The organism is Agromyces sp. NPDC057865 (assembly GCF_042796995.1).
Taxonomy (GTDB): Bacteria; Actinomycetota; Actinomycetes; order Actinomycetales; family Microbacteriaceae; genus Agromyces.
This window is the reverse complement of the sequence record NZ_JBHVMJ010000003.1, coordinates 595288-618582: the sequence shown is the minus strand read 5'-3', so window position 1 is coordinate 618582 and position 23295 is coordinate 595288. Positions and strand designations below refer to the sequence as shown.

Genomic DNA, 23295 nt, shown 5'->3' with positions numbered 1-23295 from the left:
CCATGACCGCGATCACCCTCATCGACGGCGAGGGCGCAGTGCGCTCGGTGCCGCTGGCGGAGGCGCCCGCGTTCCAGAAGCCGCGGCATCCGCTCGCGAGCCGGATCGCGTACGCGGCGGCGCACGTCGTGCCGAAGCCGTTCGCCGACAACACCCCGGGCGAGCCGGCCGAGATCGACTGGGACGCCACCCTGGCCTTCCGCCACCACGTCTGGTCGTGGGGGCTCGGCGTCGCCGACGCCATGGACACCGCGCAGCGCAACATGGGCCTCGACGCCCTGGCCACGCGTGAACTGATCTCCCGCAGCGCCGCCGAGGCGGCGACGGTGGGTGCCAACCTCGTCGTCGGTGTGAACACCGACCATGTCGGCGACGAGTCCATCTCGCTCGATCAGGTGATCAACGCCTACAAGGAGCAGCTCCACCACGCCGAAGACGCAGGTGCGGGCGTCGTCCTCATGGCGAGCCGTCACCTGGCCCGAGCCGCGAGCACGCCCGACGACTACCGCCGCGTGTACCGCGAGGTGCTCGCCGCGGCGGGCGCCCCGGTCGTGCTGCACTGGCTCGGCACGGCGTTCGACCCGTCGCTCGCGGGCTACTTCGGCTCCGACGACACGGATGCCGCGTCGGCGACGCTGCTGCAGATCATCGAGTACAACCGCGACAAGGTGCAGGGCGTGAAGATGAGCCTGCTCGACGCCGACGCGGAGATCTCGGTGCGCGAGCGCCTCCCCGAGACCGCCCGCATGTTCACGGGCGACGACTACCACTACGTCGGCCTCATCGAGGGCGACGTCCGCGGGCATTCGGACGCGCTGCTCGGCGCGTTCGCGGCGCTCGCGCCGAACGCCTCCGCGGCGATCCAGGCGCTCGACCGCGGCGACGCCGACGAGTACCGCGCGATCCTCGCGCCGACCGAGCCGCTCTCGCAGCAGGTCTTCGCCGCGCCCACGTACTACTACAAGACGGGCGTCGCGTTCCTGTCGTGGCTCAACGGGCACCAAGCCGCGTTCCAGATGGTGGGCGGCCTGCACGCCGCGCGCAGCCTGCCGCACCTCTCCCGCATCGTCGAGCTCGCGAACGCGTCGGGCGCGCTCGAGCGTCCCGAGCTCGCGGCCGCCCGCTGGCACTCGCTGCTCACGCTCAACGGCGTCGATGTCACGGCGGCCGCTCCTGCGGCATCCGTCGACGCCGACACCGAGGCGCCGGATGCCGCGACCGAGACGGCCGACGCCGACGTCGAGGTGCTCGCATGAGCGCCCACCCGCGCCTGTCACTGAACCAGGCGACGATCAAGTACGCCGACCTCGACCAGGCCCTTCGTTCGGTCGCCGACGGCGGGTACCAGTCGATCGGCCTCTGGCGCGAGCCCGTGCAGGCGGTCGGCCTCGACGAGGCCGCGCGACGCCTCGCCGACTCGGGCCTGCGCCTCTCGACCTATTGCCGTGGCGGCTTCTTCACCGTGCCCGAGGGTCCGGCTCGCCGCGCGGCGATCGACGACAACCGCCGGGGCATCGAGGAGACCGCGACGCTCGCCGCCGCCGGCGCACCCGGCTCGCGGGCCGTGTTCGTGCTCGTCGCGGGCGGCATCCCCGAGGGATCGAGCGACCTCGTCGGCGCCCGCGCGCAGGTCGCGGACGCCCTCGCCGAGCTCGCCCCCGAGGCGCAGGCGGCCGGCGTCACGCTCGCGATCGAGCCGCTCCACCCCATGTACGCGTCCGACCGCGCGGTCGTGTCGACCCTGAAGCAGGCGCTCGACCTGGCTGCGCCGTTCGATCCGTCGGTGGTCGGCGCGACGGTCGACACGTTCCACATCTGGTGGGACCCCGAGGTGCTGCCGCAGATCGCTCGCGCGGGCGCCGAGGGACGCATCGCGACCTACCAGGTCTGCGACTGGAAGACGCCGCTGCCCGCCGACGTGCTGCTCAGCCGGCACGAGCCGGGCGACGGCGTGATCGACTTCGCGTCGCTCACCTCAGCCGTCGAGGCCACGGGCTACGCCGGCGACATCGAGGTCGAGATCTTCAACCAGGAACTGTGGGACACGCCGTTCGCCGAGGTCGTCGCCCGCACCGCCGCGGCGTTCGAGGCCGCGGTGGTGCCGCACCTCGCGGCATCCGTGCCCCTCTCGGTGGTCGAGTAGCGCCCGCTCCGGTGGTCGAGTAGCGCCCGGCGGAGCCCCCACCCGGTGGTCGAGTAGCGCCCGGCGGAGCCGGACGCGTATCGAGACCCGTGCTGCGTCTCGATACGCGTCGCCTCCGGCGGCGCTCCTCGACCACCGGAACCGCGGCGCTCCTCGACGACCGGGCACCCTCCGCGGGTTGAGGAGGCGCCCCGGCGCCGTCTCGAAACCCGCCTGCGCAGACGGGTTTCGAGACGCGTCCGGCTCCGCCGGGCGCTCCTCAACCCGCGGACTGGACCCGCGTGATCGCCGGCATCGCGAACGTGCCGTCGATCATCTCCGCACGCGGCTGGTACACCCGCAGCATCGGACGGAAGGGCCCCTCTGGCGTCGGCAGCCAGTTCGCCGCCGCGGCCTCGTCGTCGGGCCGTTCGCGCTGCATGCGGATGACGAGCGAGCCGTCCTCGCCGGTGACGAGGCCGGGCGTGCGGTCGCCGATCGAGTAGCGCTCGATCGTGTTCTCGACGAGGTAGAAGTCGGGCACCGAGTACATCGTGATCGACCAGAACGCGTCGGCCGGCGGCAGCTCGGTGAGGTGCAGCTCGTAGGCGTGCGACCCGTCGAGCCGGTCGCCGTCGGAGTCGACGAAGACCTCCGCGTAGACCGCCTCGTAGCCGTGGTTGCCCCAGAGCCCGTTGCGGGCGGATCGTGCCCGCGTGGCGTACGCCGTGGTCCGATCGGCGATCCGCCACTCCGGCGCGTCGATCGTGCCGGGCCCGAGGAAGTCGACGTTGTAGTCGAAGCCGTGCGGCCAGCCCTGCCAGCCGTTCACGGCGGCGGCGGGGTCGGGCTTCGAGAGGTCCTCGACGCGGTTGCGGCCCTCCACGAACGCGTTCGCGAGGTGCTCCTCCTGATCGCGTGCGACCACCCCGTAGGGGTTGCCCCGCGTGGTGAGGCCGTAGTCCGCGAAGCGATGGAGGTAGTCGACATCGGGCTTCGCGGGCGGGAAGGCGAGGCTCCAGGCGCGCAGCAGCTCCCAGAAGCGCAGGTGCTCGGGGATCTCCCCGTGCGGCTGCGGGATGCCGCGCAGCGGCGCGTTCCCGTCGAGCGGGGTGAGTGTGAACTGCGGCTGCAGCGCGGCGACCGCGGGCAGGTCGTCCTCGCCGTCGACGGCGATGCGTCCGACGATCGCCGCGAGGTCGGTGGGCGCGGGGATGACGGGGACGCCGTCGGGCGCCGTCCCCGACCATCCGGGCGGCGCGATGAGGAACGTCCCCTCGGCGGTGCCGGTGGCGCGCCGCCCGACGTACGCGAAGTTGTTCGTCCACGCGTCGACGAACTGGAGCACGTAGTACCGGCCGTCGGTGTCGGGCACGTGCAGGAGCAGCGGGCCGCCGGAGAGGTCGAGCACCGCGATCGCGTACACCGTGTCGTTGTTGATGCTCACGAACGTGTCCTCGGGCGACCCGAGCTTGGTCGCGTGCGCGAACCGGTTGATGCCCGACGGCGGCAACGAGCCGAGCCCGTGCGTCGCGATCGCCTGCATCGACGACACGTTGTACACCAGCGGATACCCGAAGACGTACGCGTCCACGAGGAACTCCTCGGTCCAGCCCATCGATCCCCCTCCTGCGCGCCGGTCGGCGCGTCTCCCGCCTACACGCTACGCGTGGCGCGTCGCTCGAGCGAGAAGTAGAAGAGTGCGTAGACGCCGGCGGACACGACGATCCCGATCGCGAAGAACCACGCGCTCGGCCGGTTCCAGTCGAAGTCGGCCAGGCGCACGGCGATCGCGAGCAGGATGCAGGCGAGGCTCACCAGCTGCGCCTGGAACACGCGGCGGAACGCCGACCAGCGGTCGTCCCAGAGCATCCACACGTTCACGAGGCCGGGCAGCGTGAGCACCGCGCCGACGACGCGCGCGGTGAGGGGCGTGACCTCCCACGCCCACGAGCCGATGAGCAGCGACGGCACGATGAAGAGCACGAGCCCGGTCACGGTGGATGCCGCGCCGACGAGCGCGAGCACGTACCGCCAAGGCCCGGGGATCTCGATGTCGTCTCCCTCGGGCATCCCGTCGTCCTGGCGGAGGTTCAGGACGAGCGCCACGAGCACGAGCACGGGGGTCGAGATGTAGAGCGCCACCCAGGTGATGAACGAGATGTGCCCGAAGTGGAAGCGATCCCAGTGCAGGAACGTGGCGATCGCGAGCAGCGTCGCGAACACCAGCACTGCGGGGAAGCCGTGCCGCACCCGGTGCCAGCGCCGCTGCACCGCGACCTGCACGAAGAACCAGATCCCGCCCGCGTACGCCGAGCCGAGGAGCATCGCGGTCACGGGCGGCTGGATGGTCCACGCGAAGTGCTGCTCGGTGGCGCCGGGCAGCACCAGCAGCAGGAACGCCGCCGCGACCAGGAACGGGATGATGACGAACGCGAGCACCCGGGTGAACGGGAGCACGCGGTCCTCGGGTCCGGAGCGGTGACGCTCGGGGGCGTCGGTGCCGGGTGCCGTCTCGCTCATGGTCCCTCCTCGGTGGGGCGGATGCCGCGGGGCTCGATGATCAGGGGGCGGATGCCGCGGCATCCGCCGGCTCGTGCTGCAGCGCGAACGCGACCGCGTCGTCGACGTGCATGCGGCGCCCGCGCGCGCGGGCGGCCTCGAACTCCTCGCGGCCCTCGCCCGCGAGGATGGGATCGACGAACTGCTGGTGGAACGAGAACGACGGCGCGTTGTACAGGCCCGTGCGTTCGCGGACGATCTGCGCGGCGCCGAGCAGCGTGCCTGCGCGCGCGAGGTCGCCCGCAGCCGCGGCGACCGCCGTGAGTCCCTCGAGCCCGTACGCGACGCCGTCGTCGTGATGCAGTCGCGTCGACTCGCTGAGGCTCTCCTCGAAGCAGTCGCGAGCGACGGCGAAGTCGCCGAGCAGCAGCTCCGCCCAGCCGAGGTGGTGGAGCGCGATCGCCTCGCCGAGGGCGTCGTGCTGCCGCTGCGCCACGGCGAGGCTCTCCCGGAAGCGTTCGAGCGCCCCGCGGACGTCGCGACTGAGGAGCGAGACCCGCCCGATCGTGACGAGGGCCATCGCCTCGCCCCAGTTGTCGTCGGCCTCGCGGAACAGGCCGAGGCTGCCCTGCAGCGCCTCGCCGGCCCGTCCGACGTCGGGCTCGCGCGACGCCAGCAGCGCGAGGGCGAGCGAGATGAGCGCGAGCGCCTCCCCCGACCGCTCTCCCTCGGTCTGGAACAGCGCGGCGCTCTCGCCGAGTCCCGGCACGAGGAGCTCGTCGGGGTCCTGCCAGAACCCGATCGCACGCGTGAAGTAGAGGGCCCGCGCGCGCGTCGGGGTGTCGAGCTCGTCGCCGGAGTCGAGCACCTCCTGCATCCAGGCGTGCACCTCGCCGAGGTGGCCGTCGACCCACCAGTAGACGTAGAGCGTCCACGTGAAGTGCGCCGCGATCGACCACTGCCGCGTGTCGAGCAGGTGCCGCACGGCGGCGCGCAGGTTGTCGTCCTCCTCGGCGAGGCGCGCGATCCACGCCAGCTGCGTGGCGCCCTCGAGCTCGTACTCGGCCTGCTCGCCGAGTCGCACGTAGTACTGGGCGTGCCGGTCGCGCAGCTCGCGCAGGTCCTCGCGACCGTCGAGCCGGTCGCGGGCGTACTCCCGCACGGTCGAGAGCATGCTGAACACCGCGCGATCGCCACGGTCCTGCTGCCGCACGAGGCTCCCGTCGACGAGCGCGGCGAGGTCGTCGAGCGTATCGGCGTCGGGGATGCCCTCGCCGAGCCATTCGACGGCGTCGAGCGTGAACACCCCCGAGAAGACGCCGAGGCGGGCGAGCAGCTCCTGCTGGGTCGCCGTGAGCAGCTGCGTGCTCCACTCGATCGTGGAGCGGATCGTGCGCTGCCGCTCGGGCAGGTCGCGGGCGCCGCCGCCGAGCACCAGCAGGCGCTGGTCGAGCCGGTCGAGGAGCTCGGACGGCGTCAGCACGCGGCCGCGCGCGGCGGCCAGCTCGAGCGCGAGAGGCACCCCGTCGAGGGCGATCACGATGCGCTCGACGTCCTCCACGTTCTCGGCCGTGAGCTCGAAGTCGGGCTTCGCCGCCCGCACGCGCTGCACGAAGAGCGCGACCGACGGCGTGGCGAGCGCCCGCGCGACGGTCGTGCCGCGATGCATGTCGGGAAGGACGAGCGGGCCGAGCTCGACGCCGTGCTCGCCGCTGATGCGGAGGAGGATTCGGCTCGTGGCGAGCACCGTGAGGTGCGGGGCATCCGCCAGCAGCGCGCGGATGACCGGCGCAGCGTCGACGACCTGCTCGACGTTGTCGAGCAGCAGCAGCAGGCGGCGGTCGCGCACGGCCATGCGCAGCTTCTCGTCGAGCGTGCCGTCGCCGTTGTCGATGATGCCGAGGGCGTTCGCGATGGCGGCGGACACGAGCGACGGGTCGGTGACGGGCGCCAGGTCGACGAATGCGATGCCGCCGGGGAACCGGTCGCGCACGCGGTTCGCGGCCTCGATCGAGAGCCGGCTCTTGCCGATGCCGCCGGGGCCGGTCAGGGTGACGAGCCGCACGTCGTCGTCGGCGAGCAGCTCGGCGACGGTGGCGACCTCGCGGTCGCGCCCGATGAGCGACGTCAGCGACGAGGGGAGCTCGACCGTGCCGTCCATCGACGCGAACGGCGTCCCGGTGGGCTCGGCCGCGCGCGCGAACCGCTCGGCGAGCAGCGTCGCGAGGTCGCCGCGCACGAGCTCCGCGAGCTCCTCGGCGTCGGCGAAGTGCACGTACGACGAGCGGTCGTCGGCCTTGATGCGGTCGAGGAGCTCGCGCAGGCGCGGCTCGCGATCGCCGTCGTCCTTCACGTACACGAGCTTCGGCATGCCCGCCGGCGAGAGGCGGTACTCGTCCTCCAGCCCCGAGATCTCCTCCCCCGGCGCGACCCAGCCGTACTGCTCGCCGTAGAGTCCGACGAAGATGTCGCTCTGCGCGAGGTAGGCGCGGTAGAGGTCGCGCGGCGGATGCGGCCGCGCGCCGAGCTCGAACATCACGGGCGCGAGGTTGAGCTGCTCGATCGCGGCGCGGACGGCGCGGCGCTCGGGCGCGAGCTCCCTGAGCGTGGAGCTCACGAACACGCGCAGTCGCTGGTCTGGCGTGCGGATCGCCGGATCGGCGGGGCTCATGCCTTCGAGTCTGTTCCCCGCGGCATCCGCCTGTAAATACCCAGCACGGGGCTGGCTCGTCGGGCATGCTGGCGGCTCGCCGCGGCCCGGCGGTACAGTGGCGCCGTGGCGGCCTTCCGCCGCTCGTCGCGCCGCTCCGGGGGGAGTCGAATGGATGCTCGGGTGCACTCCGCCGGCCCACCGGTGATCCTCGTCGTGTCGGCCGACGAGGGCGTGCGCGCCTCGTTGCTCGAGCCGCTGCGCCGACGCTACGCCGACGACTACCGGGTGGTCGAGGCCGACGGCCCGGCGAGCGCGGTCGCGGCGATCGAGGAGCTCGCGACCGAGGGCGGGAGCATGGCGCTCGTGCTGTCGGATGACGCGTCCCCGGTCGACGACCACGAGAGCGTGTTCGCCGCAGCCCGCCGCCGCTTCCCCGACGTGCGCCGCGGCCTGGTGATCGAGTGGGGCTCGTGGGCCGACCGGGTCACGTCCGACGCGGTGCTCCAGCTCATGACGCACGTGCAGATCGACTACTACGTGGTGCGGCCGACGCACTCGCCCGACGAGTCGTTCCACCGGGCGATCACCGACTTCCTGCGCGAGCACGAGGCCGCGGCCGGCAAGCGCCACCGCGCCTACACGGTCATCGGCGACGTCTCGCAGCCGCGCACGCACGAGCTGCGCAACCGCCTCGCGCGGGCGGGCGTGCCGGCCGACCACCTCGATCCCTCGGCCGACGACGCGGTGGCGATGCTGGATGCCGCGGGCGTGACCTACACCGGCGTGCCGCTCGTGCGCACGGCCGACGGCCGCGTGCTCGTCGACCCCGACGACGCGGAGCTCGCCCGCGCATACGGGCTCACGACGTCGTTGCCCGACGAGCCCGTCGACGTGGTCGTCATCGGCGCGGGTCCGGCAGGCCTCGCCGCGGCGGTGTACGCCTCGTCGGAGGGACTCGACACGCTCGTGCTCGAGGGCGAGTCGATCGGCGGGCAGGCCGGCTCGAGCTCGCTCATCCGCAACTACCTCGGCTTCTCTCGCGGGGTCTCCGGCTCCGAGCTCGCGCAGCGCGCGTACCAGCAGGCCTGGGTCTTCGGCGCACGCTTCGCGCACACGCGCCGCGTCACCGCCGTGCGCAGGGTCGACGACGGGTTCGAGCTCGCCGTCTCGGCGGCCGGGGCCAACGGCGCGGCGGCCGACGTCGTGCGGGCCCGCGCGGTGGTGCTCGCGACGGGCGTGACCTACCGGCGACTCGCGGCGCCCGGGCTGGCGCCGTTCGTCGGCTCCTCCGTGTTCTACGGCGCCTCCTCCGTCGAGGCGCGCGCGCAGACCGATCGCGACGTGCTCGTGGTCGGCGGCGGCAACTCCGCCGGGCAGGCGGCGCTGCACCTCGCCCGCTACGCGAAATCGGTGTCGCTCGTGGTGCGCGGGCCGTCGCTCGCGGCGAGCATGTCGCAGTACCTTATCGACCAGCTGGATGCCGCGGGCGTCGGCCTCATCACGGGCTCCCACGTCGTCGACGCCGGCGCCACCCACGACGTCGACCGGCTCGACCACGTCGTGCTCGAGCGGTCGGACTCGGGCGAGCGCGTCTCGGTGCCCGCCGACGCCGTCTTCGTCACCATCGGGGCGCGCCCGCACACCGAGTGGCTGCCGCCCGAAGTGCTGCGCGACCAGTGGGGCTCGGTGATCACCGGCCCCGAGGTGCTCGAGGAGGGCGGACGACGCGCCTGGCTCGGGAGCGGCCGCGACCCGTACCCGCTCGAGTCGTCGATGCCCGGCTTCTTCGCGGTGGGCGACGTGCGGCGCGGCTCGATCAAGCGCGTGGCCTCGGCCGTCGGCGAGGGCTCGGTCGTGATCTCGACCGTGCACCAGCACCTCGGGCCGCACACCGGCGGCTGAACGCTCGGACGCGCGCCGGCGCCGGCTTCCGCGCTACGCCGACTGCACCCGGTCGAGCTCGGCGTACCGCCCGCCCGCCGCGAGCAGCTCGTCGTGCGAGCCGACCTCGACGACGCGTCCGCGCTCGAGCACGACGATGCGGTCGGCGCTGCGGATCGTCGAGAGCCGGTGCGCGACGACGAGCGTCGTGCGCCCGCGCATGAGGTGTTCGAGCGCGCCCTTGATCTTCGCCTCGGACTCGGGGTCGAGCGCGCTCGTCGCCTCGTCGAGCAGCAGCACGCGCGGGTCGCGCACGAGCGCTCGCGCGATCGACAGCCGCTGGCGCTGTCCGCCCGAGAGCCGGGCGCCCCGCTCGCCGACGACCGTGTCCCATCCCTCGGGCTGCGCCTCGACGATCTCGAGCGCGTTGGCGTCGCGCAGCGCCGCGAGTACGCGCTCGTCGCTCACCTCGCCGAGGCCGTAGACGATGTTCTCGCGGATCGTCCCCTCGAAGAGCACCGACTCCTGCGGCACGACCGATGCGAAGCGGCGGAACGTGCGAAGGTCGAGCTCCTCCATGTCGATGCCGTCGAGCAGCACCTGCCCGCGGGTGGGCCGGAGGAACCCGAGCACGAGGTTGAGCAGCGTCGACTTGCCCGAGCCCGACGACCCGACGAAGGCGATCGTCTCCCCGGGCCGGATGTCGAGCGAGACGTCGTCGAGCGCGGGCGGGATCCCGAGGTCGTAGCGGTACTGCACGCGGTCGAGGCGGATGCCGCCACGCACGTCGGCCACCGCGCGCTTGCCCTCGTTGAACTCGAGGTCGGGCTCCTGCACGACCTCGGCGATCGAGCGGATCGACTCGGTGCCGCGCGCGATGACGGGCAGCAGCATGAGCAGGTTGGTGGCCGCGCCGGTGAGCAGCGCGAAGTACGAGCTCAGCAGCACCACCTGGCCGGGCGTGATGGGGATGAACCCCGTGATCGAGATCCAGGCGGCGAGCACGAGGCATCCGACCCCCAGCAGCTGCAGGCTCACCCACGACAGCGACGCGAACCGACCGTTGAGCAGGTCGAGCGCGAACCCCGCGGTGCGCACGCCCTCGGCGCTGTGCGCGACCCGGCGCACCGCGGTCTGCTCGAGGCCGTGGGCACGCGTGATCGGCATGAGCGTCGCCATCTCGCCGACCCGGGCGGAGAACTGCTCGACCTCACGGCGGAACGTCTCGTTGCGGGCGGCGCTGCGGCGGTTGAGGATCGCGCGCAACAGCACGGCCAGCGGGATCGCGAGCGCGTACACGGGCAGGAAGGCGGGCACGTTGATCGCCGTCATGACGATCGCGCCGATGAGCACCATGGTCGCCGAGAGCAGCGGATGCGCCGTCTGCTGCAGCATGACCTCCACGTTCTCGACGTCGCGCACGACCTTCGTCTGCACGATCGCGGAGTTCGCCCGCGAGTGGAAGCCGATCGAGAGCGACTGGAGGCGCGCCGCGAGCGCGTTCCGCAGGTCGGCGCCGGTCGAGCGAACCGCGCCCATGAAGAGGCGCGTGTACGCGACGTGGTTCGGGTAGTTCTGCAGCAGCGCCACGAGCGCGACGCCCGCCCAGATGGCGAGCGTCGAGAGCGGGCCGCCCGCGACGACCACGTCGATGACCCCGGCCGTGACGACGGGCAGCAGCCAGAGCGGCGTGTCCTTCAGCGCGAAGAAGCCGATCGCCGCGAGCACGCGCCCGCGATGCAGGTCGAGCAGGCGCAGCATGGACCGCAGCGGATGCCGCCCGTCGATGGCGTGCTCGATCTGGGAAAGCGTTTGCCCGGTCATGCCTCCATTGTGCCGTCGATCAGCCTCGGTCGCTACGCTGGCGGGATGCCGTTCGATCCCCGTAGCATCCCGCTCGACTCCGCAGCATCCGCCGCGCTCGCACGGAACGGGCTCGAATACCGCCTGCTCGACCCGGCGGACCGCGACGCGATGCACGCCTGGATCGAGGCGGAGAACCGCGGCTTCCATCACGGACGACCCCGCGACGTCGACCGCGACTACGACCTCTCCGTGGCTTCCGAGCGCCGCGTGCACGGGGTCTACGACCCGACCGCCGCCCAGCCCGAGATCCCCGTGGCCACGGTCGACGCGTGGCCGACGGGGCTGAGCGTGCCCGGCGGACGCAGCGTCGACGCGTGGGCTGTGAGCGCCGTCACCGTCTCCCCCACGCATCGGCGCCGCGGCATCGCCCGCGCCCTCATGGAGGGCGAACTCGCGAACGCACGCGCCGCCGGCGCCGCTGTCGCCATGCTCACGGCGACCGAGGCCACCATCTACGGCCGCTTCGGGTTCGCGCCCGCCGCGAAGGCCGCGACGATCACCGTCGACCGCCGACGCACCCACTGGGTCGGGCCGGATGCCCCGGGCCGCGTGCACTTCGTCGCGGCATCCGACCTGCGCGAGGCGGCGCCGGCCATCGCGCGCCGCGCCGTCTCCCGCACGCCGGGTGAGATCGACCGCTGGCCCGGGATCCTCGATCGCGCCCTCGGACTCGTCGACCCCGACGGCGACGGCGCCCGCTCGATCCGCGCCGTGCGGTACGACGACGAGCACGGGCAGGCCCAGGGCTTCGCGGCCTACCGCATCGCGCGCGAGCCGAACCAGCCCGGCTTCCTCGAGTTCGACTTCCTCGTCGCGGCGACCGACGACGCCGAGCGCGCGCTCTGGCGCTTCCTCATCGAGCAGGACTTCGTCACGGGCGTCCGGGCCCGGCTCCGCTCGGTCGACGAGCCGCTGCCGTGGCTCCTCGAAGACCCGCGCGCCGTGAGCGTGACCGACGTCGACGACCACCTCTGGGTGCGCATCCTCGACCCGATCGAGGCGCTGCGCGCCCGCCGCTACGGCACCTCCGGCACGCTCGTCCTCGACGTGTCCGACGCCCTGCGTCATGCGCGCGGCCGGTTCCGCCTCACGATCGACGATCGCGGCCGGGCCGAGGTCGAGCCGATCGAGGCCTCGGATGCCACGGGCCCCGGCCTGCGGCTCGGCATCGAGGAGCTCGGGGCGATCTACCTCGGCGGCGTGCGGCCGTCGCTGCTCGCCCGTGCCGCCCGCATCACGGAGACCGCGCCGCGCTCGCTCGTGCTCGCCGACCGCATGTTCGCCTCCGAGCGGACGCCGCACCTCAGCATCTGGTTCTGAGCGCGGGCGCCGCCCGCGTCGCTCGCGCAGCCCGACCCCTGATCACGCCTGACCCCTGACCCCTGTCGCCGGATTCGCGGAACAGGCCCCAGCGGGCGGTAAGCGGATTCCGATCGCGGCCACTCCACCCCAGTCCGGGGGGCTTGCGTGAGAGCGCTCCCCCTGCGCCCCCGGATTCCCACGGAACGCTCACTTACTGTCTCGTCAGTAAGTTACGGAAGTGTTATCAACCTTTTGTTCGGCGTCAGGACATTTGGGCGCATGATGACAGTGCCGCCGCCGAGGACGACGGGGGTACCCGGAGGGGTCGACCTCAACCTTGAAGAAGGGGAGAGCCATGAAGACGTCTTCATTGGTCTCTGTCGCTGCGGTCGCCGGGGTTTCGGCGCTGCTGCTGGCGGCGTGTTCGAGCGGTGGTTCCGGCGGCGAGACGGGGAGTGCCGAGGCGGCGTCGCGCGCATGCGTGATCCTGCCCGATGCCGCGTCGTCACCGCGCTGGGAGAACAACGACCGTCCGTACCTGGAGGACGGCCTCGCGGCCGCCGGGTTCGAGACTGATATCCAGAACGCGCAGGGTGACACCAACAAGTACGCCACGATCGCGGACCAGCAGCTCAGCAAGGGCTGCGGCGTCATGCTGCTCGTGGACTACAACGGCGCAGGCGCCGCCGTGGCCGAGAAGGCCAAGGCCGAGGGCATCCCGGTCATCGCCTACGACCGCCCGATCGAGGGCGCCGACTACTACGTGTCGTTCGACAACGCCGAGGTCGGGCGTCTCGAGGGCCAGTCGATCGTCGACGGCCTGGCCGCTGCCGGCAAGGACCCGAAGACCGCAGTCGTCGTGTACATGGGCGGTGACCCCGCCGACGGCAACGCGAAGATGTTCCACGACGGCGCCGTCGAGGTCATGGAGGCCGCTGGGATCAAGCCGGCCGCCGAGCCTCCGGGCGTGTGGGACGGCGAGAAGTCCGCGACCAACTTCGAGCAGGCGCTGACCTCGCTCGGCGGCAAGGTCGACGCGGTGTGGGTCGCCAACGACACGAACGCCGCGGGCGTGATCACGATCCTCGACAAGAACGGCCTCGTCGTTCCGGTCTCGGGTCAGGACGCGTCCATCGCCGGCCTGCAGAACGTGCTGCTCGGCAAGCAGACCGCCACGGTCTACAAGCCGATCAAGCTCGAGGCCGACGCGGCCGTCGACCTGGCCACGAAGCTGCTCGGCGGCGAGACGCCGACGGCGGACCAGGAGCTCGAGGACGGCACGCCGTACATCGCGGTCACGCCTCAGCTGGTCGGACCCGACAAGGTGAAGGACGTCGTCGACGCCGGCGACGCGGACGCGTCCGAGCTCTGCCAGGGCGAGGTCGCGGCCAAGTGCACCGAGTTCGGCATCCAGTAGTACGCAACCTCTGATCCGGGCCTCGGGCCCCGGCGGGCGACCGCCGGGCCCGGGGCCCGATCTCCCCCTCCCGGCCTCGGCTCCCGAGTGCCACACTGAGAGCCAGACAGCGTCGTCGTCGAAAGGAAGCGGCATGGATGCGAGCAGGGACGGCGCCGGAACGCCGATCATCGAGCTCGAAGGGGTCGTGAAGAGCTTCGGTCCCGTGAGCGTGTTGAAGGGCGTCGACCTCCGGGCCTACCCGGGCAAGGTCACCGCGCTGGTGGGTGACAACGGCGCGGGCAAGTCGACCCTGATCAAGGGGCTCGCCGGCGTGCAGCCGTACGACGACGGCGTGGTGCGGTTCGACGGCGAGCCGGTGAACCTGCACACCCCGCGCGACGCGGCCCGCCTGGGCATCGAGGTCGTGTACCAGGACCTCGCACTGTGCGACAACCTCGACATCGTGCAGAACATGTTCCTCGGTCGCGAGGAGACGGAGTGGGGCACGTTCGACGAGGGCCGCATGGAACGCGACGCGTCCGACACGCTCCGTTCGCTGTCGGTGCGCACGGTGAAGTCGGTGCGGCAGAAGGTGTCCAGCCTCTCGGGCGGCCAGCGTCAGACCGTCGCCATCGCCCGCGCGGTGCTGAAGAAGGCGCGCCTCGTGATCCTCGACGAGCCGACCGCGGCCCTGGGCGTCGCGCAGACCGAGCAGGTCCTGCACCTCGTGCAGCGCCTCGCGGAGCAGGGCGTCGCGGTCATCATCATCAGCCACAACCTCGCCGACGTGTTCGAGGTCGCCGACTACATCAGCGTCCTGTACCTCGGGCAGATGGTCGCGACCCTCGACGCGGACCAGACCACCCGCGACGACGTCGTCGGCTACATCACCGGCGCGAAGACGCCGCAGGGAGCGACCGCATGAGCACGCAGAAGACGTCGCCGGCACCCGACACGTCGGTGACCGACGTCGCGGCCGACCGCATCGGCTCCGGCCAGGAGGGATCGCTCGCCGACCAGGTCCGCGCGTACATCCAGCGCCTGCGCTCCGGCGACATGGGCGCCCTGCCCGCGGTCGGCGGGTTCGTCGTGCTGACCATCCTGTTCAGCTTCCTCAGCCCGTTCTTCCTCACCGAGCGGAACTTCGCGAACCTGCTCACCCAGGCCGCGACCCTCGTCATGCTCGGCATGGCGCTCGTGTTCGTGCTCCTGCTCGGCGAGATCGACCTGTCCGCGGGCGTCACGTCCGGCATGACCATGGCGCTGTTCATCGTGCTCGTGAACGTGAACGGCGTGCCGTGGCCGATCGCGCTGGCGGTCGCGTTCCTGGTGGGCATCCTCACCGGCACGTTCATCGGGTTCTTCGTCGCGAGGGTCGGCATCCCATCGTTCGTGGTGACTTTGGGCCTATTCCTCGGCTACCAGGGCATCACGCTCTGGATCATCGGCGCGGGGGGGCTCTACCGGGTGCAGATCCCCGAGATCACCGCGATCCAGAACTCGAACATGCCCGTCTGGGCGGGCTGGGCCATGCTCGCCGTGATCCTCGCCGTGTCCGCGGCGACGTCCTTCTGGGACCGCGCCCGCCGCAAGCGGGCCGGCGTCGCGAACCGCACCATCTCGCTCGTGTGGATCAAGCTCGGCGTGATCGCCGTCGTCGGCGGCGCCGCGATCGCGATCCTCAGCCGCGACCGCGGACAGTCCGTCGGCGTGGTCGAGGGCGTCCCGATCGTCGTCCCGATCGTGCTCGTCATCCTCTGGATCGGCACGTTCGTCCTCGACCGCACGCGGTACGGCCGCTACCTCTACGCGATCGGCGGCAACGCCGAGGCGGCCCGTCGCTCGGGCGTGAAGGTCATGCTGATCCGCTGGACCGCGTTCATCTGCTGCTCCACCCTCGCGGTCGTGTCGGGCCTGTTCTCGATCAGCAAGGTCGGCTCGGTCGACGCCGCCGCCGGACGCGAGATCGTCCTGTCCGGCGTCGCGGCCGCGGTCGTCGGCGGCGTCAGCCTCTTCGGCGGACGCGGCCGGCTCATGCACGCCGCGATCGGCGCGCTCGTGATCGCCGTGATCACGAACGGCCTCGGCCTGCTCAACCTGCCCGCGGGCGTGAACCTCGTCGTCACCGGCAGCGTCCTCATCCTCGCCGCCACCGTCGACGCCCTCAGCCGCGTCCGCGCCGGCGGCTCGGTCCTCCGAACCTGACCGCCTTCACCCCGGTCAGCACGATGGATGCCGCGACGCCGCGTCGCGGCATCCGTCATGTCCAGGGGCGGCAGGCGACCGCTCGCACCGCCGGCCGCAGCGTTCGAGCGGGCTCGCCGACGCCGGGGGCGGCCGGACAGGACTAGATCGCGTCCTGACGCGGGAAGATCACCTTCTCGACGATGATGATGAGCGACGCCGCGACCGGGATCGCGACGAGCGCGCCGAGCACGCCGCCGAGTGTGCCGCCCGCCACGGCCGCGATCACGACGAGTGCGCCCGGCACGGCCACCGCGCGGTTCATGATGCGCGGGCTCAGCACGTAGGCCTCGACCTGCATGTAGATGAGGTAGTAGATGCCCGCGGCGATCGCGGTCGCCGGCGATGCCGTGAGGCACGTGAGCGTGATGATGATCGCACCCGTCAGCGTGCCGACGAGCGGCACGAGCGAGGCGAGGAAGGCGATGAACGCGAGCAGGATCGGGAAGGGCGCACCGATGATCGACAGGTAGATGAGGCTCAGGACGCCGTTGATGGACGCGAGGCTCACCTGTCCGATGACGTACCGGCCGACCGACCCCGTGACCTCCTCGGCCACCGACCGGAACTGCGGGCGGTGGCTCGCCGGTACGAACCGCGAGGAGTAGCGCTTCATCGCGTCGAGCGAGGCGAGGAAGTAGAGCGTGAGGATCAGCACGATCACCGCGCCGGTGAGGCCGCCCGCGATGCCGGCTCCGACCGCGAGGATGCCGCCCGTGAGGGCGCCGAGGTTGGCGGGGTCGCCGAGCCAGTCCACCGCCGAGTTGATCGCGGCGTCGAGGCTCAGGCCCTCGCCGCCGATGGATGCGATCCACGCCACGAAGTCGCTGTTCTGCACGCCCTCGACGATCGAGTCCCAATCGTCGATGATCTTCGTGGTCTGTTCGACGACGATCGGCACGATGGTGGCGATGAGGGCGACGAACAGGCCGATCACCACGACGAACACGAGCAGGATGGCCAGCCAGCGCGGCACGTCGTGTCGCTGCAGCCAGCTCACGACCGGGTCGAGCCCGAGGGCGAGGAACAGGGCCAGCGCGACGTAGAGGATCACCGTGCCGAGCTGGCCGACGATGCCGCCGAGCAGGAGCGCGAGGAGCACGCCGATCGCGCCCACGAAACCGATGCGGAACGCGTGGATCTTCACCTCGGGGGCCTGTACGTCGGCATCCGTCGTGATCTCGGCGACCGGCGGCGGATCGACGACCGGGGCCTGCCTGCGTCTCCACATGCGAGTGACGCTACGCGCTCCGCGCGCGGGCGCCTCGCGCCGCGCCGGTGTGGCGGCGTCAGAGCGCTCCGGCACCGAGGACCGCCCCGACGACCGTGACGACGAGCACGACGGCCCCGCCGATCACCGAGCTGGCCAGCACCGCGGTGCGCGCGGCGGTCGGACGACTGGCCCTCCCTGTGCGGCGTCCGCGCTCGTGCTTGCCGCGCCCCTCGGAGATCATCGACCGGATGATGTCGCGCAACGTCGCGGCGACGTCGTGCGCCGTGGGCCGCTTCGCCGGGTCGTCGTCGGTCATCGCCCGGAGCAGCGCGCGCCAGTCCTCGGGCAGCTCCTCGGGGATCGCGGGCGGCCGGTGCAGCCGCGCGAGCGCCGCCTCGATGGCGCTGCCGGTGTACTCCCGCTCGCCGCGCAGGGACTCGAGGAGCACGAGCCCGAGCGAGTACACGTCGGTCGGCGTGCCGATCTCATCGCCTCGAACCTGCTCGGGCGAGATGTAGCCCGCCGTGCCCATGATGGCGCCGTCGCTCGTGAGACGGGATCCGTCGACGAACTGCGCGACGCCGAAATCGGCGAGCTTCGCGAGCAGCGTGTAGCCGAGCGCGGGCGTCTCGTCGAGCAGCACGTTCTCGGGCTTGACGTCGCGGTGCACGATCGATCGTGCGTGCACGTAGCTGAGTGCGTCGGCCAGCTGCGCGCCGATGTCCGCGACCTGGCGGGGCTTCATGGGCGACCGGGCCAGGCGGTGCGCGAGCGAACGACCCTCGACGAGCTCCATGACGATGAACCGACGCGGGTGGCCGTCATGCACGAGCGTGCCGGCATCGTGGACGCCGACGAGCCCGGGGTGGTTCAGCGTGCCGAGCAGGTGGATCTCGCGCTCCTGGCGCTGCCGGTCGGCGATGGTCCCGTCGTCGTCGCGGAACACCTTGATCGCGACGTCGCGACCGAGCTCGGTGTCGCGCGCACGGTAGACGTCGGCCATGCCGCCGGAGCCGAGGTGATCGAGGAAGTCGTAGCGATGGCGCGACGCGGCGGCGGTCGCCGGATCGGCCGGGTACGGGTCGTTCACGTGGGCTCCTGTGGTCGTACGTCGTCTCGGGTGGCGCACCACACGGGTCATCCATGCGTACACGACAGTCTGTCCGACCCGGTCATCGGGCGGATCCCCTTGACAGGGCAGGTCGCGACGTGCGTGCGGGCCGGCGAATCGGATGCCGCGAAGCGGGAATGGATCCCGGTCCGACGCGTTGTCTCTTCGGTGTGGGGCGCTTCATCGCGCCCGACACGAGCGAGCCGCGGCGATGAGGAGGAACGTGACCGAGCAGACCGCCGTGGGATTCCGCTCCGAACGCGGGCCGGTGCTGATCGCGCTGATGCTGTGCACCGGGCTCGTCGCGATCGAGGCGACGATCCTCGCGACGGCGGTGCCCTCGATCGTGGCGGACATCGGCGGCTTCGCCCAGTTCCCCTGGCTGTTCTCGATCTACCTGCTCGCCCAGGCCGTCTCGGTGCCGGTCTACGCCAAGCTCGCCGACACGATCGGCCGGAAGCCGATCATCCTGGTCGGCATCGGCACCTTCCTCGTCGGCTCGATCCTCGCGGGCTTCGCGTGGGACATGACGTCCCTCATCGTCTTCCGCGCGATCCAGGGCCTCGGCGCGGGCGCCGTCCTGCCCGTGTCGATCACCATCACGGGTGACATCTACACGGTGCGCGAGCGCGCCCGCGTGCAGGGCTACATCGCGAGCGTGTGGGCCGCGTCATCCGTCATCGGACCGTCGCTCGGCGGCGTCTTCGCCGAGTTCCTCTCCTGGCGCTGGATCTTCTTCGTCAACATCCCGCTGAGCATCCTCGCGGCGTGGATGCTCATCCGGAACTACCACGAGACGGTGGAGCGCAAGAAGCACCGCATCGACATCGCGGGCGCAGCCGTGCTCACGGTCGGGCTCACGCTGCTGATCCTCGCCGTGCTCGAGGGCGGCCAGGCCTGGGCGTGGGACTCGTGGCAGAGCATCGCCGCGTTCGCGATCGCGGCGCTCCTGCTCGTCGCGTTCGTGTTCATCGAGCGGCGGGCCGCCGAGCCCGTGCTGCCGCTCTGGGTGTTCTCGCGGCGGCTCATCCTCACGACCTCGCTCATGTCGTTCGGCGTGGGCGCGGTGCTCATCGGCCTGACGTCGTACGTGCCCACGTTCCTCGAGGTCTCCGCGGGAGCGACGCCGCTCATCTCCGGGCTCGCGGTCGCCGCCCTCACGCTCGGGTGGCCGATCTCGGCGTCGCAGTCGGGGCGCCTGTTCCTGCGCATCGGGTTCCGCAACACCGCGTTCCTCGGCCTCGGGATCGCCGTCCTCGGCACGGCCGCCCTCGTCGCGGCGACGTTCGTGCCGAACCCGGTGACGACCGCGCTCGCGTGCTTCGTCGTCGGCCTCGGACTCGGCCTCGTGGCCTCCCCGACGCTCATCGCCGCGCAGTCGTCGGTGCCGTGGGAGGAGCGCGGCGTCGTCACGGGGGCGAACATGTTCCTCCGCTCGATGGGCAGCGCCGTCGGCGTCGCGATCTTCGGCGCGGTCGCCAACGCGATGATCGACGCCTCGGGGCTCGGCGCCCACTCCGCCGCTGCGATCCAGGGGGCCTCGGCCGCGGTGTTCCTCGGCGTCGCGATCGCGGCCGTCGCGACGATCGCCGGCGCCGTCGCGATGCCGCGCGCGCACGTCGACGACATCGAGCATCGTCCGGCGGAGCGGGCTTCGGTCGTCGAGTAGCGCCCGCCGTCGAGTAGCGTCCGCCGCGCTCCGGTCGCGTCCCCGTCCGTCGAGTAGCGCCCGCCGCGCTCCGGTCGTCGAGTAGCGCCCGCCGGAGGCGGACGCGTATCGAGACGTGGCGACCTCGCCCGACCGACCACCGCGTCTCGATACGCGTCGCGCTGCGCGCGGCGCTACTCGACGACCGAGGTACTCGACCACCGCGTCTCGATACGCGTCGCGCTGCGCGCGGCGCTACTCGACGACCGGGGTACTCGACCCCGCGCCTCGATACGCGTCGCGCTGCGCGCGGCGCTACTCGACGACCGGCTTCACGGCAGCCCGGCGGGCCCGATCACCTCGTGGTCGAACGTCCGCATCCAGCGCTGCCGGGTCTTCCGGTACTCCGCGTGCGTCGAGAACCGGTAGTGGTACGCGTGCGCCCGCACCCACGTGGGCGCCTCGCCGTCGAACGGGTCGTGGCGCAACAGGGCGAGCGTCGCGGCATCCGCCTGCAGCAGCCGCAGCAGGAACACCTCGAACCACGGCTCCCACATGCGCCCGAGCGGCAGGAACCACATGAGCCAGTCGAGCCGCAGGTGGTACGGCGCGAACTGCCGCGGGACCCGCCGCACGTCTCCGGGCTTGCCCTTGAACGCGTACTCGCGCCACTCCGACGCGTCGTCGGGGAACTCGTCGAGCGTGCCCTCGACCACGATCTCGATGCGCCGCTTGGTGACCGTGCCGAAGGCCCCGTAGGCGTTCACGAGCATCCACCGGTTGAAGCTCGCGTTCATGAGCTGCCGCCGCGAGAGCAGGTTCCTGATCGGCCACCAGCTCAGCACGACGAGGAGCACGGTCACCGCCGCGACGATGGCGAACCACCAGATCGGCGTCGTCGCGGCATCCGTGCCCAGGTCGGCCGGGATCGCCGGGACGAGCCAGTGCCAGGCCGAGTCGGTGATGGCGGATGCCGCGAGGACGACCGTGATCCAGTTGAGCCAGGCGAAGTTGCCGGTGACGATGAGCCACAGCTGGGTGAGGATGACGATCGTCGCCGCGATCGAGCCGACCGGCCCCGGGACGAACAGCAGGAACGGCACGACGAGCTGCGCGAAGTGGTTGCCGAGCACCTCGCCGCGATGGAACCACTTCGGCAGCAGGTGCGCCTGCCGGCTCAACGGGTTCGGCATCGGCTGCGTCTCGTGGTGGTACATGAGCGCCGTGAGGTCGCGCCACTCGCGACCGCCGCGGATCTTGATCATGCCCGCGCCGAACTCGAGCCGGAACACGAGCCACCAGACGAGCACGATGATCGTGATGGGCGGCGGCTGGTCGTTCGAGCCGAGGAACGCGATCGTGAACAGGGCCTCGCAGAGCAGCATCTCCCACCCGAAGCCGTAGAACGTCTGGCCGACGTTCACGATCGAGAGGTAGAGGATCCAGAGCGCCAGGAACACGAGCATCGGCACGAACGGCGGGCCCAGCTGCGGCACCCCGAGCACGACGGATGCCGCGAGCACCATGCCCGTGATCGCGATCGCGACGAGGCGCCCGTCGGTGTAGCCCCAGCGGAACAGCGTCGGCCCACGCAGCCGTCGCGCGATGCGCAGGAGCTCCGGGACCGGCAGGAGCCCGTGCTCGCCGAGCAGCGGCCGGAACTGGTTCAGCGTCGAGAGGAACGCGACGAACGCGAGCGCGGCCACCCCGCGCTGGAGCACCTGGCGGGCGATCTCGTAGTCGTGCGCGTCGAACCAGTCGAGCCAGTCCACGTACTCACGCTACGCCCGCGTCCGACCGGTGGTCGAGGAGCGCCGCGCGGAGCGCGACGCGTATCGAGACCGGCACGCAGGGTCTCGATACGCGTCGGCCTGCGGCCGGCGCTACGCCACCACCGGAACCGTCCTCACTCGATCCCGAACCGCTCCTTCAGCGCCAGCTTCGCCGCCCACCACCCGTTCATGCCGTGCACCGCCGGCCCGGGCGGCGTCGCGCTCGAGCACAGGTACACGCCCTCGAGCGGCGTGCGCCAGGGCTTGGTCGACACGACCGGCCGCTTCACGAACTGCCGCATCGAGAGCTCGCCCGCGTAGATGTCGCCGCCGACGTAGTTCGCGTTCTGCGCGCCGATCTCGACCGCCGAGCGCGACGCCGACGCGAGCACGAGGTCGCGGAATCCGGGCGCGAACCGCTCGACCTCGCGCGTGACGAGCTCGGTCGCATCGAGCGTCGAGCCGGCCGGCACGTGCGTGTAGGCCCAGAGCACGTGCTTGCCGGTGGGCGCGCGGCTCGGGTCGACCACGGTCGGCTGCGTCGCGAGCACGTACGGATGCTGCGGTGCCGCGTCGTCCACGCCGGGCTGGAGTCCGGCCCGCACCGCGTTCTCCGCGGCGGCGATCTCCTCGCGGCTGCCGCCGAGGTGCACCGTGGGCGCGAGCCCGACCTCGGGATTCGTCCACGGCACCGGACCGTCGAGCGCGAAGTCGACCTTCGCCACGCCGGAGCCGTAGCGGTACCTCCGCAAGGCCCGCCGGTAACGGCCCGGCAGGTCGGCGGACAGGAGCAGGTCGGGCGCGGTGTCGAGCAGCACCGCGCGACTCCCCCGCACCTGGTGGAGCGAGGTCACCGGGGCATCCGTGACGATGCGGCCGCCGAGGGAGAGGAGCTCGTTCGCCAGCGTGTCGGCGATCTGCTGCGAGCCGCCCTTCGGGAAGCCCCACCCGACCCCGTGCCCGTGCATGGCGAGCAGCAGGCCGGCGCCCGCCGACGCGAGCGAGGGCATGCCGCCCGCGGCATGTGCCACGACGCCCGTGAACATGGCCGGCGCGACGTCGCGCGAGAACCGGGCGTTCCAGCGGCGCGTGCCCTGCTCGAGCGCGCGCAGCCCGAACCGCGCCGCCGCGATCGGGTCGCCCGGCATCCGCAGCAGCTGGGAGCCGGTGAACGACACGACCCCGCGCTGCCGGGCGAGCAGCGGCGCGATGAGCCGCCGCCACGCACGGCCGTCGGCGCCGCCGATCGCCTCCACCGTGCGATCGAGGTCCCGCCACGCCACCCCGGCGCGACCTCCATCGAGCGGGTGCGCATAGGAGACCTCGGGCACGATCCACTCGATGCGGTCGAGCAGCCCGAGGCGGCGGAAGACGGGCGACGCGAGGGCCGCCGGATGCACAGCCGAGCACACGTCGTGCTGGAATCCGGGCAGCGTCAGCCCCGCCGATCGCACCCCGCCGCCGATCGACGACGAGGCCTCGAACACGCGGACCGAGAGCCCGGCGCGCGCGGCGACGACCGCCGCGACGAGCCCGTTCGGCCCGCTGCCGACGACCGTGACGTCGACGACGTCGGTCACGC

The 23295-nt window shown here is 72.0% G+C and carries 16 protein-coding genes; 8 read left to right on the top strand and 8 right to left on the bottom strand.

Annotated elements, in window-relative coordinates:
• Nucleotides 1-2 precede the first annotated feature (2 nt).
• On the top strand, nucleotides 3-1256 hold the full coding sequence (locus ACFVN5_RS15860) for a dihydrodipicolinate synthase family protein (protein ID WP_376956205.1): 1254 nt from the start codon (nucleotides 3-5) through the stop codon (nucleotides 1254-1256).
• Entirely contained in the window at nucleotides 1253-2143 is an 891-nt protein-coding gene (locus tag ACFVN5_RS15855; protein WP_376956204.1) for a sugar phosphate isomerase/epimerase family protein, read from the top strand. The genes ACFVN5_RS15860 and ACFVN5_RS15855 overlap by 4 nt, the downstream gene beginning before the upstream one ends.
• A gap of 259 nt (nucleotides 2144-2402) precedes the next feature.
• On the opposite strand, the gene ACFVN5_RS15850 is transcribed toward ACFVN5_RS15855, so the two are convergent.
• The 3 genes from ACFVN5_RS15850 to ACFVN5_RS15840 are packed head-to-tail and all read right to left on the bottom strand — an operon-like array spanning nucleotide 2403 to nucleotide 7295.
• Nucleotides 2403-3740 (bottom strand): DUF1254 domain-containing protein, encoded by a 1338-nt coding sequence (locus ACFVN5_RS15850; protein WP_376956203.1) that lies wholly within the window; start codon nucleotides 3738-3740, stop codon nucleotides 2403-2405.
• Between the two features lie 38 nt (nucleotides 3741-3778).
• A complete protein-coding gene (locus tag ACFVN5_RS15845; protein WP_376956202.1) occupies nucleotides 3779-4645 on the bottom strand; it encodes a hypothetical protein in 867 nt (288 codons plus the stop codon).
• Nucleotides 4646-4685: 40 nt separating this feature from the next.
• Nucleotides 4686-7295 (bottom strand): ATP-binding protein, encoded by a 2610-nt coding sequence (locus tag ACFVN5_RS15840; RefSeq protein ID WP_376956201.1) that lies wholly within the window; start codon nucleotides 7293-7295, stop codon nucleotides 4686-4688.
• Nucleotides 7296-7457: 162 nt separating this feature from the next.
• Here ACFVN5_RS15840 and ACFVN5_RS15835 point away from each other — a divergent pair, with 162 nt between their 5' ends.
• Nucleotides 7458-9179: an FAD-dependent oxidoreductase gene (locus ACFVN5_RS15835; protein WP_376956200.1), complete on the top strand. Its 1722-nt coding sequence runs from the start codon at nucleotides 7458-7460 to the stop codon at nucleotides 9177-9179.
• Between the two features lie 33 nt (nucleotides 9180-9212).
• On the opposite strand, the gene ACFVN5_RS15830 is transcribed toward ACFVN5_RS15835, so the two are convergent.
• Nucleotides 9213-10982, bottom strand: coding sequence for an ABC transporter ATP-binding protein (locus ACFVN5_RS15830; RefSeq protein ID WP_376956199.1), 1770 nt, complete (start codon nucleotides 10980-10982; stop codon nucleotides 9213-9215).
• Nucleotides 10983-11027: 45 nt separating this feature from the next.
• On the opposite strand from ACFVN5_RS15830, the gene ACFVN5_RS15825 reads away from it, so the two are divergent.
• From ACFVN5_RS15825 to ACFVN5_RS15810, 4 genes are all read left to right on the top strand, one after another.
• Nucleotides 11028-12344, top strand: coding sequence for a GNAT family N-acetyltransferase (locus tag ACFVN5_RS15825; protein WP_376956198.1), 1317 nt, complete (start codon nucleotides 11028-11030; stop codon nucleotides 12342-12344).
• A gap of 337 nt (nucleotides 12345-12681) precedes the next feature.
• Entirely contained in the window at nucleotides 12682-13743 is a 1062-nt protein-coding gene (locus ACFVN5_RS15820; protein WP_376956197.1) for a sugar ABC transporter substrate-binding protein, read from the top strand.
• 133 nt (nucleotides 13744-13876) lie between these two features.
• Nucleotides 13877-14650 (top strand): ATP-binding cassette domain-containing protein, encoded by a 774-nt coding sequence (locus ACFVN5_RS15815; RefSeq protein WP_376956196.1) that lies wholly within the window; start codon nucleotides 13877-13879, stop codon nucleotides 14648-14650.
• Complete coding sequence (locus ACFVN5_RS15810; RefSeq protein ID WP_376956195.1) at nucleotides 14647-15930, top strand: sugar ABC transporter permease; 1284 nt, start codon at nucleotides 14647-14649, stop codon at nucleotides 15928-15930. The genes ACFVN5_RS15815 and ACFVN5_RS15810 overlap by 4 nt, the downstream gene beginning before the upstream one ends.
• A gap of 142 nt (nucleotides 15931-16072) precedes the next feature.
• On the opposite strand, the gene ACFVN5_RS15805 is transcribed toward ACFVN5_RS15810, so the two are convergent.
• A complete protein-coding gene (locus ACFVN5_RS15805) occupies nucleotides 16073-17200 on the bottom strand; it encodes an AI-2E family transporter (RefSeq protein WP_376956194.1) in 1128 nt (375 codons plus the stop codon).
• Nucleotides 17201-17258: 58 nt separating this feature from the next.
• Nucleotides 17259-18272 (bottom strand): serine/threonine-protein kinase, encoded by a 1014-nt coding sequence (locus ACFVN5_RS15800; protein ID WP_376956193.1) that lies wholly within the window; start codon nucleotides 18270-18272, stop codon nucleotides 17259-17261.
• 232 nt (nucleotides 18273-18504) lie between these two features.
• Here ACFVN5_RS15800 and ACFVN5_RS15795 point away from each other — a divergent pair, with 232 nt between their 5' ends.
• The gene (locus tag ACFVN5_RS15795) at nucleotides 18505-19962 is read left to right on the top strand and encodes an MDR family MFS transporter (protein ID WP_376956192.1); all 1458 of its coding nucleotides are present in this window, start codon (nucleotides 18505-18507) and stop codon (nucleotides 19960-19962) included.
• 311 nt (nucleotides 19963-20273) lie between these two features.
• Here ACFVN5_RS15795 and ACFVN5_RS15790 read toward each other — a convergent pair whose 3' ends face one another.
• Entirely contained in the window at nucleotides 20274-21713 is a 1440-nt protein-coding gene (locus ACFVN5_RS15790) for a lipase maturation factor family protein (RefSeq protein WP_376956191.1), read from the bottom strand.
• Between the two features lie 134 nt (nucleotides 21714-21847).
• Complete coding sequence (locus tag ACFVN5_RS15785; RefSeq protein ID WP_376956190.1) at nucleotides 21848-23293, bottom strand: phytoene desaturase family protein; 1446 nt, start codon at nucleotides 23291-23293, stop codon at nucleotides 21848-21850.
• Nucleotides 23294-23295: the final 2 nt, after the last annotated feature.

Bases quoted from the DNA above. Each gene is read 5' to 3' on its own strand.
- ACFVN5_RS15860 (WP_376956205.1), top strand. From the start codon at position 3: ATGACCGCGATCACCCTCATCGACGGCGAGGGCGCAGTGCGCTCGGTG.
- ACFVN5_RS15855 (WP_376956204.1), top strand. From the start codon at position 1,253: ATGAGCGCCCACCCGCGCCTGTCACTGAACCAGGCGACGATCAAGTAC.
- ACFVN5_RS15850 (WP_376956203.1), bottom strand. From the start codon at position 3,740: ATGGGCTGGACCGAGGAGTTCCTCGTGGACGCGTACGTCTTCGGGTAT.
- ACFVN5_RS15845 (WP_376956202.1), bottom strand. From the start codon at position 4,645: ATGAGCGAGACGGCACCCGGCACCGACGCCCCCGAGCGTCACCGCTCC.
- ACFVN5_RS15840 (WP_376956201.1), bottom strand. From the start codon at position 7,295: ATGAGCCCCGCCGATCCGGCGATCCGCACGCCAGACCAGCGACTGCGC.
- ACFVN5_RS15830 (WP_376956199.1), bottom strand. From the start codon at position 10,982: ATGACCGGGCAAACGCTTTCCCAGATCGAGCACGCCATCGACGGGCGG.
- ACFVN5_RS15825 (WP_376956198.1), top strand. From the start codon at position 11,028: ATGCCGTTCGATCCCCGTAGCATCCCGCTCGACTCCGCAGCATCCGCC.
- ACFVN5_RS15820 (WP_376956197.1), top strand. From the start codon at position 12,682: ATGAAGACGTCTTCATTGGTCTCTGTCGCTGCGGTCGCCGGGGTTTCG.
- ACFVN5_RS15815 (WP_376956196.1), top strand. From the start codon at position 13,877: ATGGATGCGAGCAGGGACGGCGCCGGAACGCCGATCATCGAGCTCGAA.
- ACFVN5_RS15810 (WP_376956195.1), top strand. From the start codon at position 14,647: ATGAGCACGCAGAAGACGTCGCCGGCACCCGACACGTCGGTGACCGAC.
- ACFVN5_RS15805 (WP_376956194.1), bottom strand. From the start codon at position 17,200: ATGTGGAGACGCAGGCAGGCCCCGGTCGTCGATCCGCCGCCGGTCGCC.
- ACFVN5_RS15795 (WP_376956192.1), top strand. From the start codon at position 18,505: ATGAGGAGGAACGTGACCGAGCAGACCGCCGTGGGATTCCGCTCCGAA.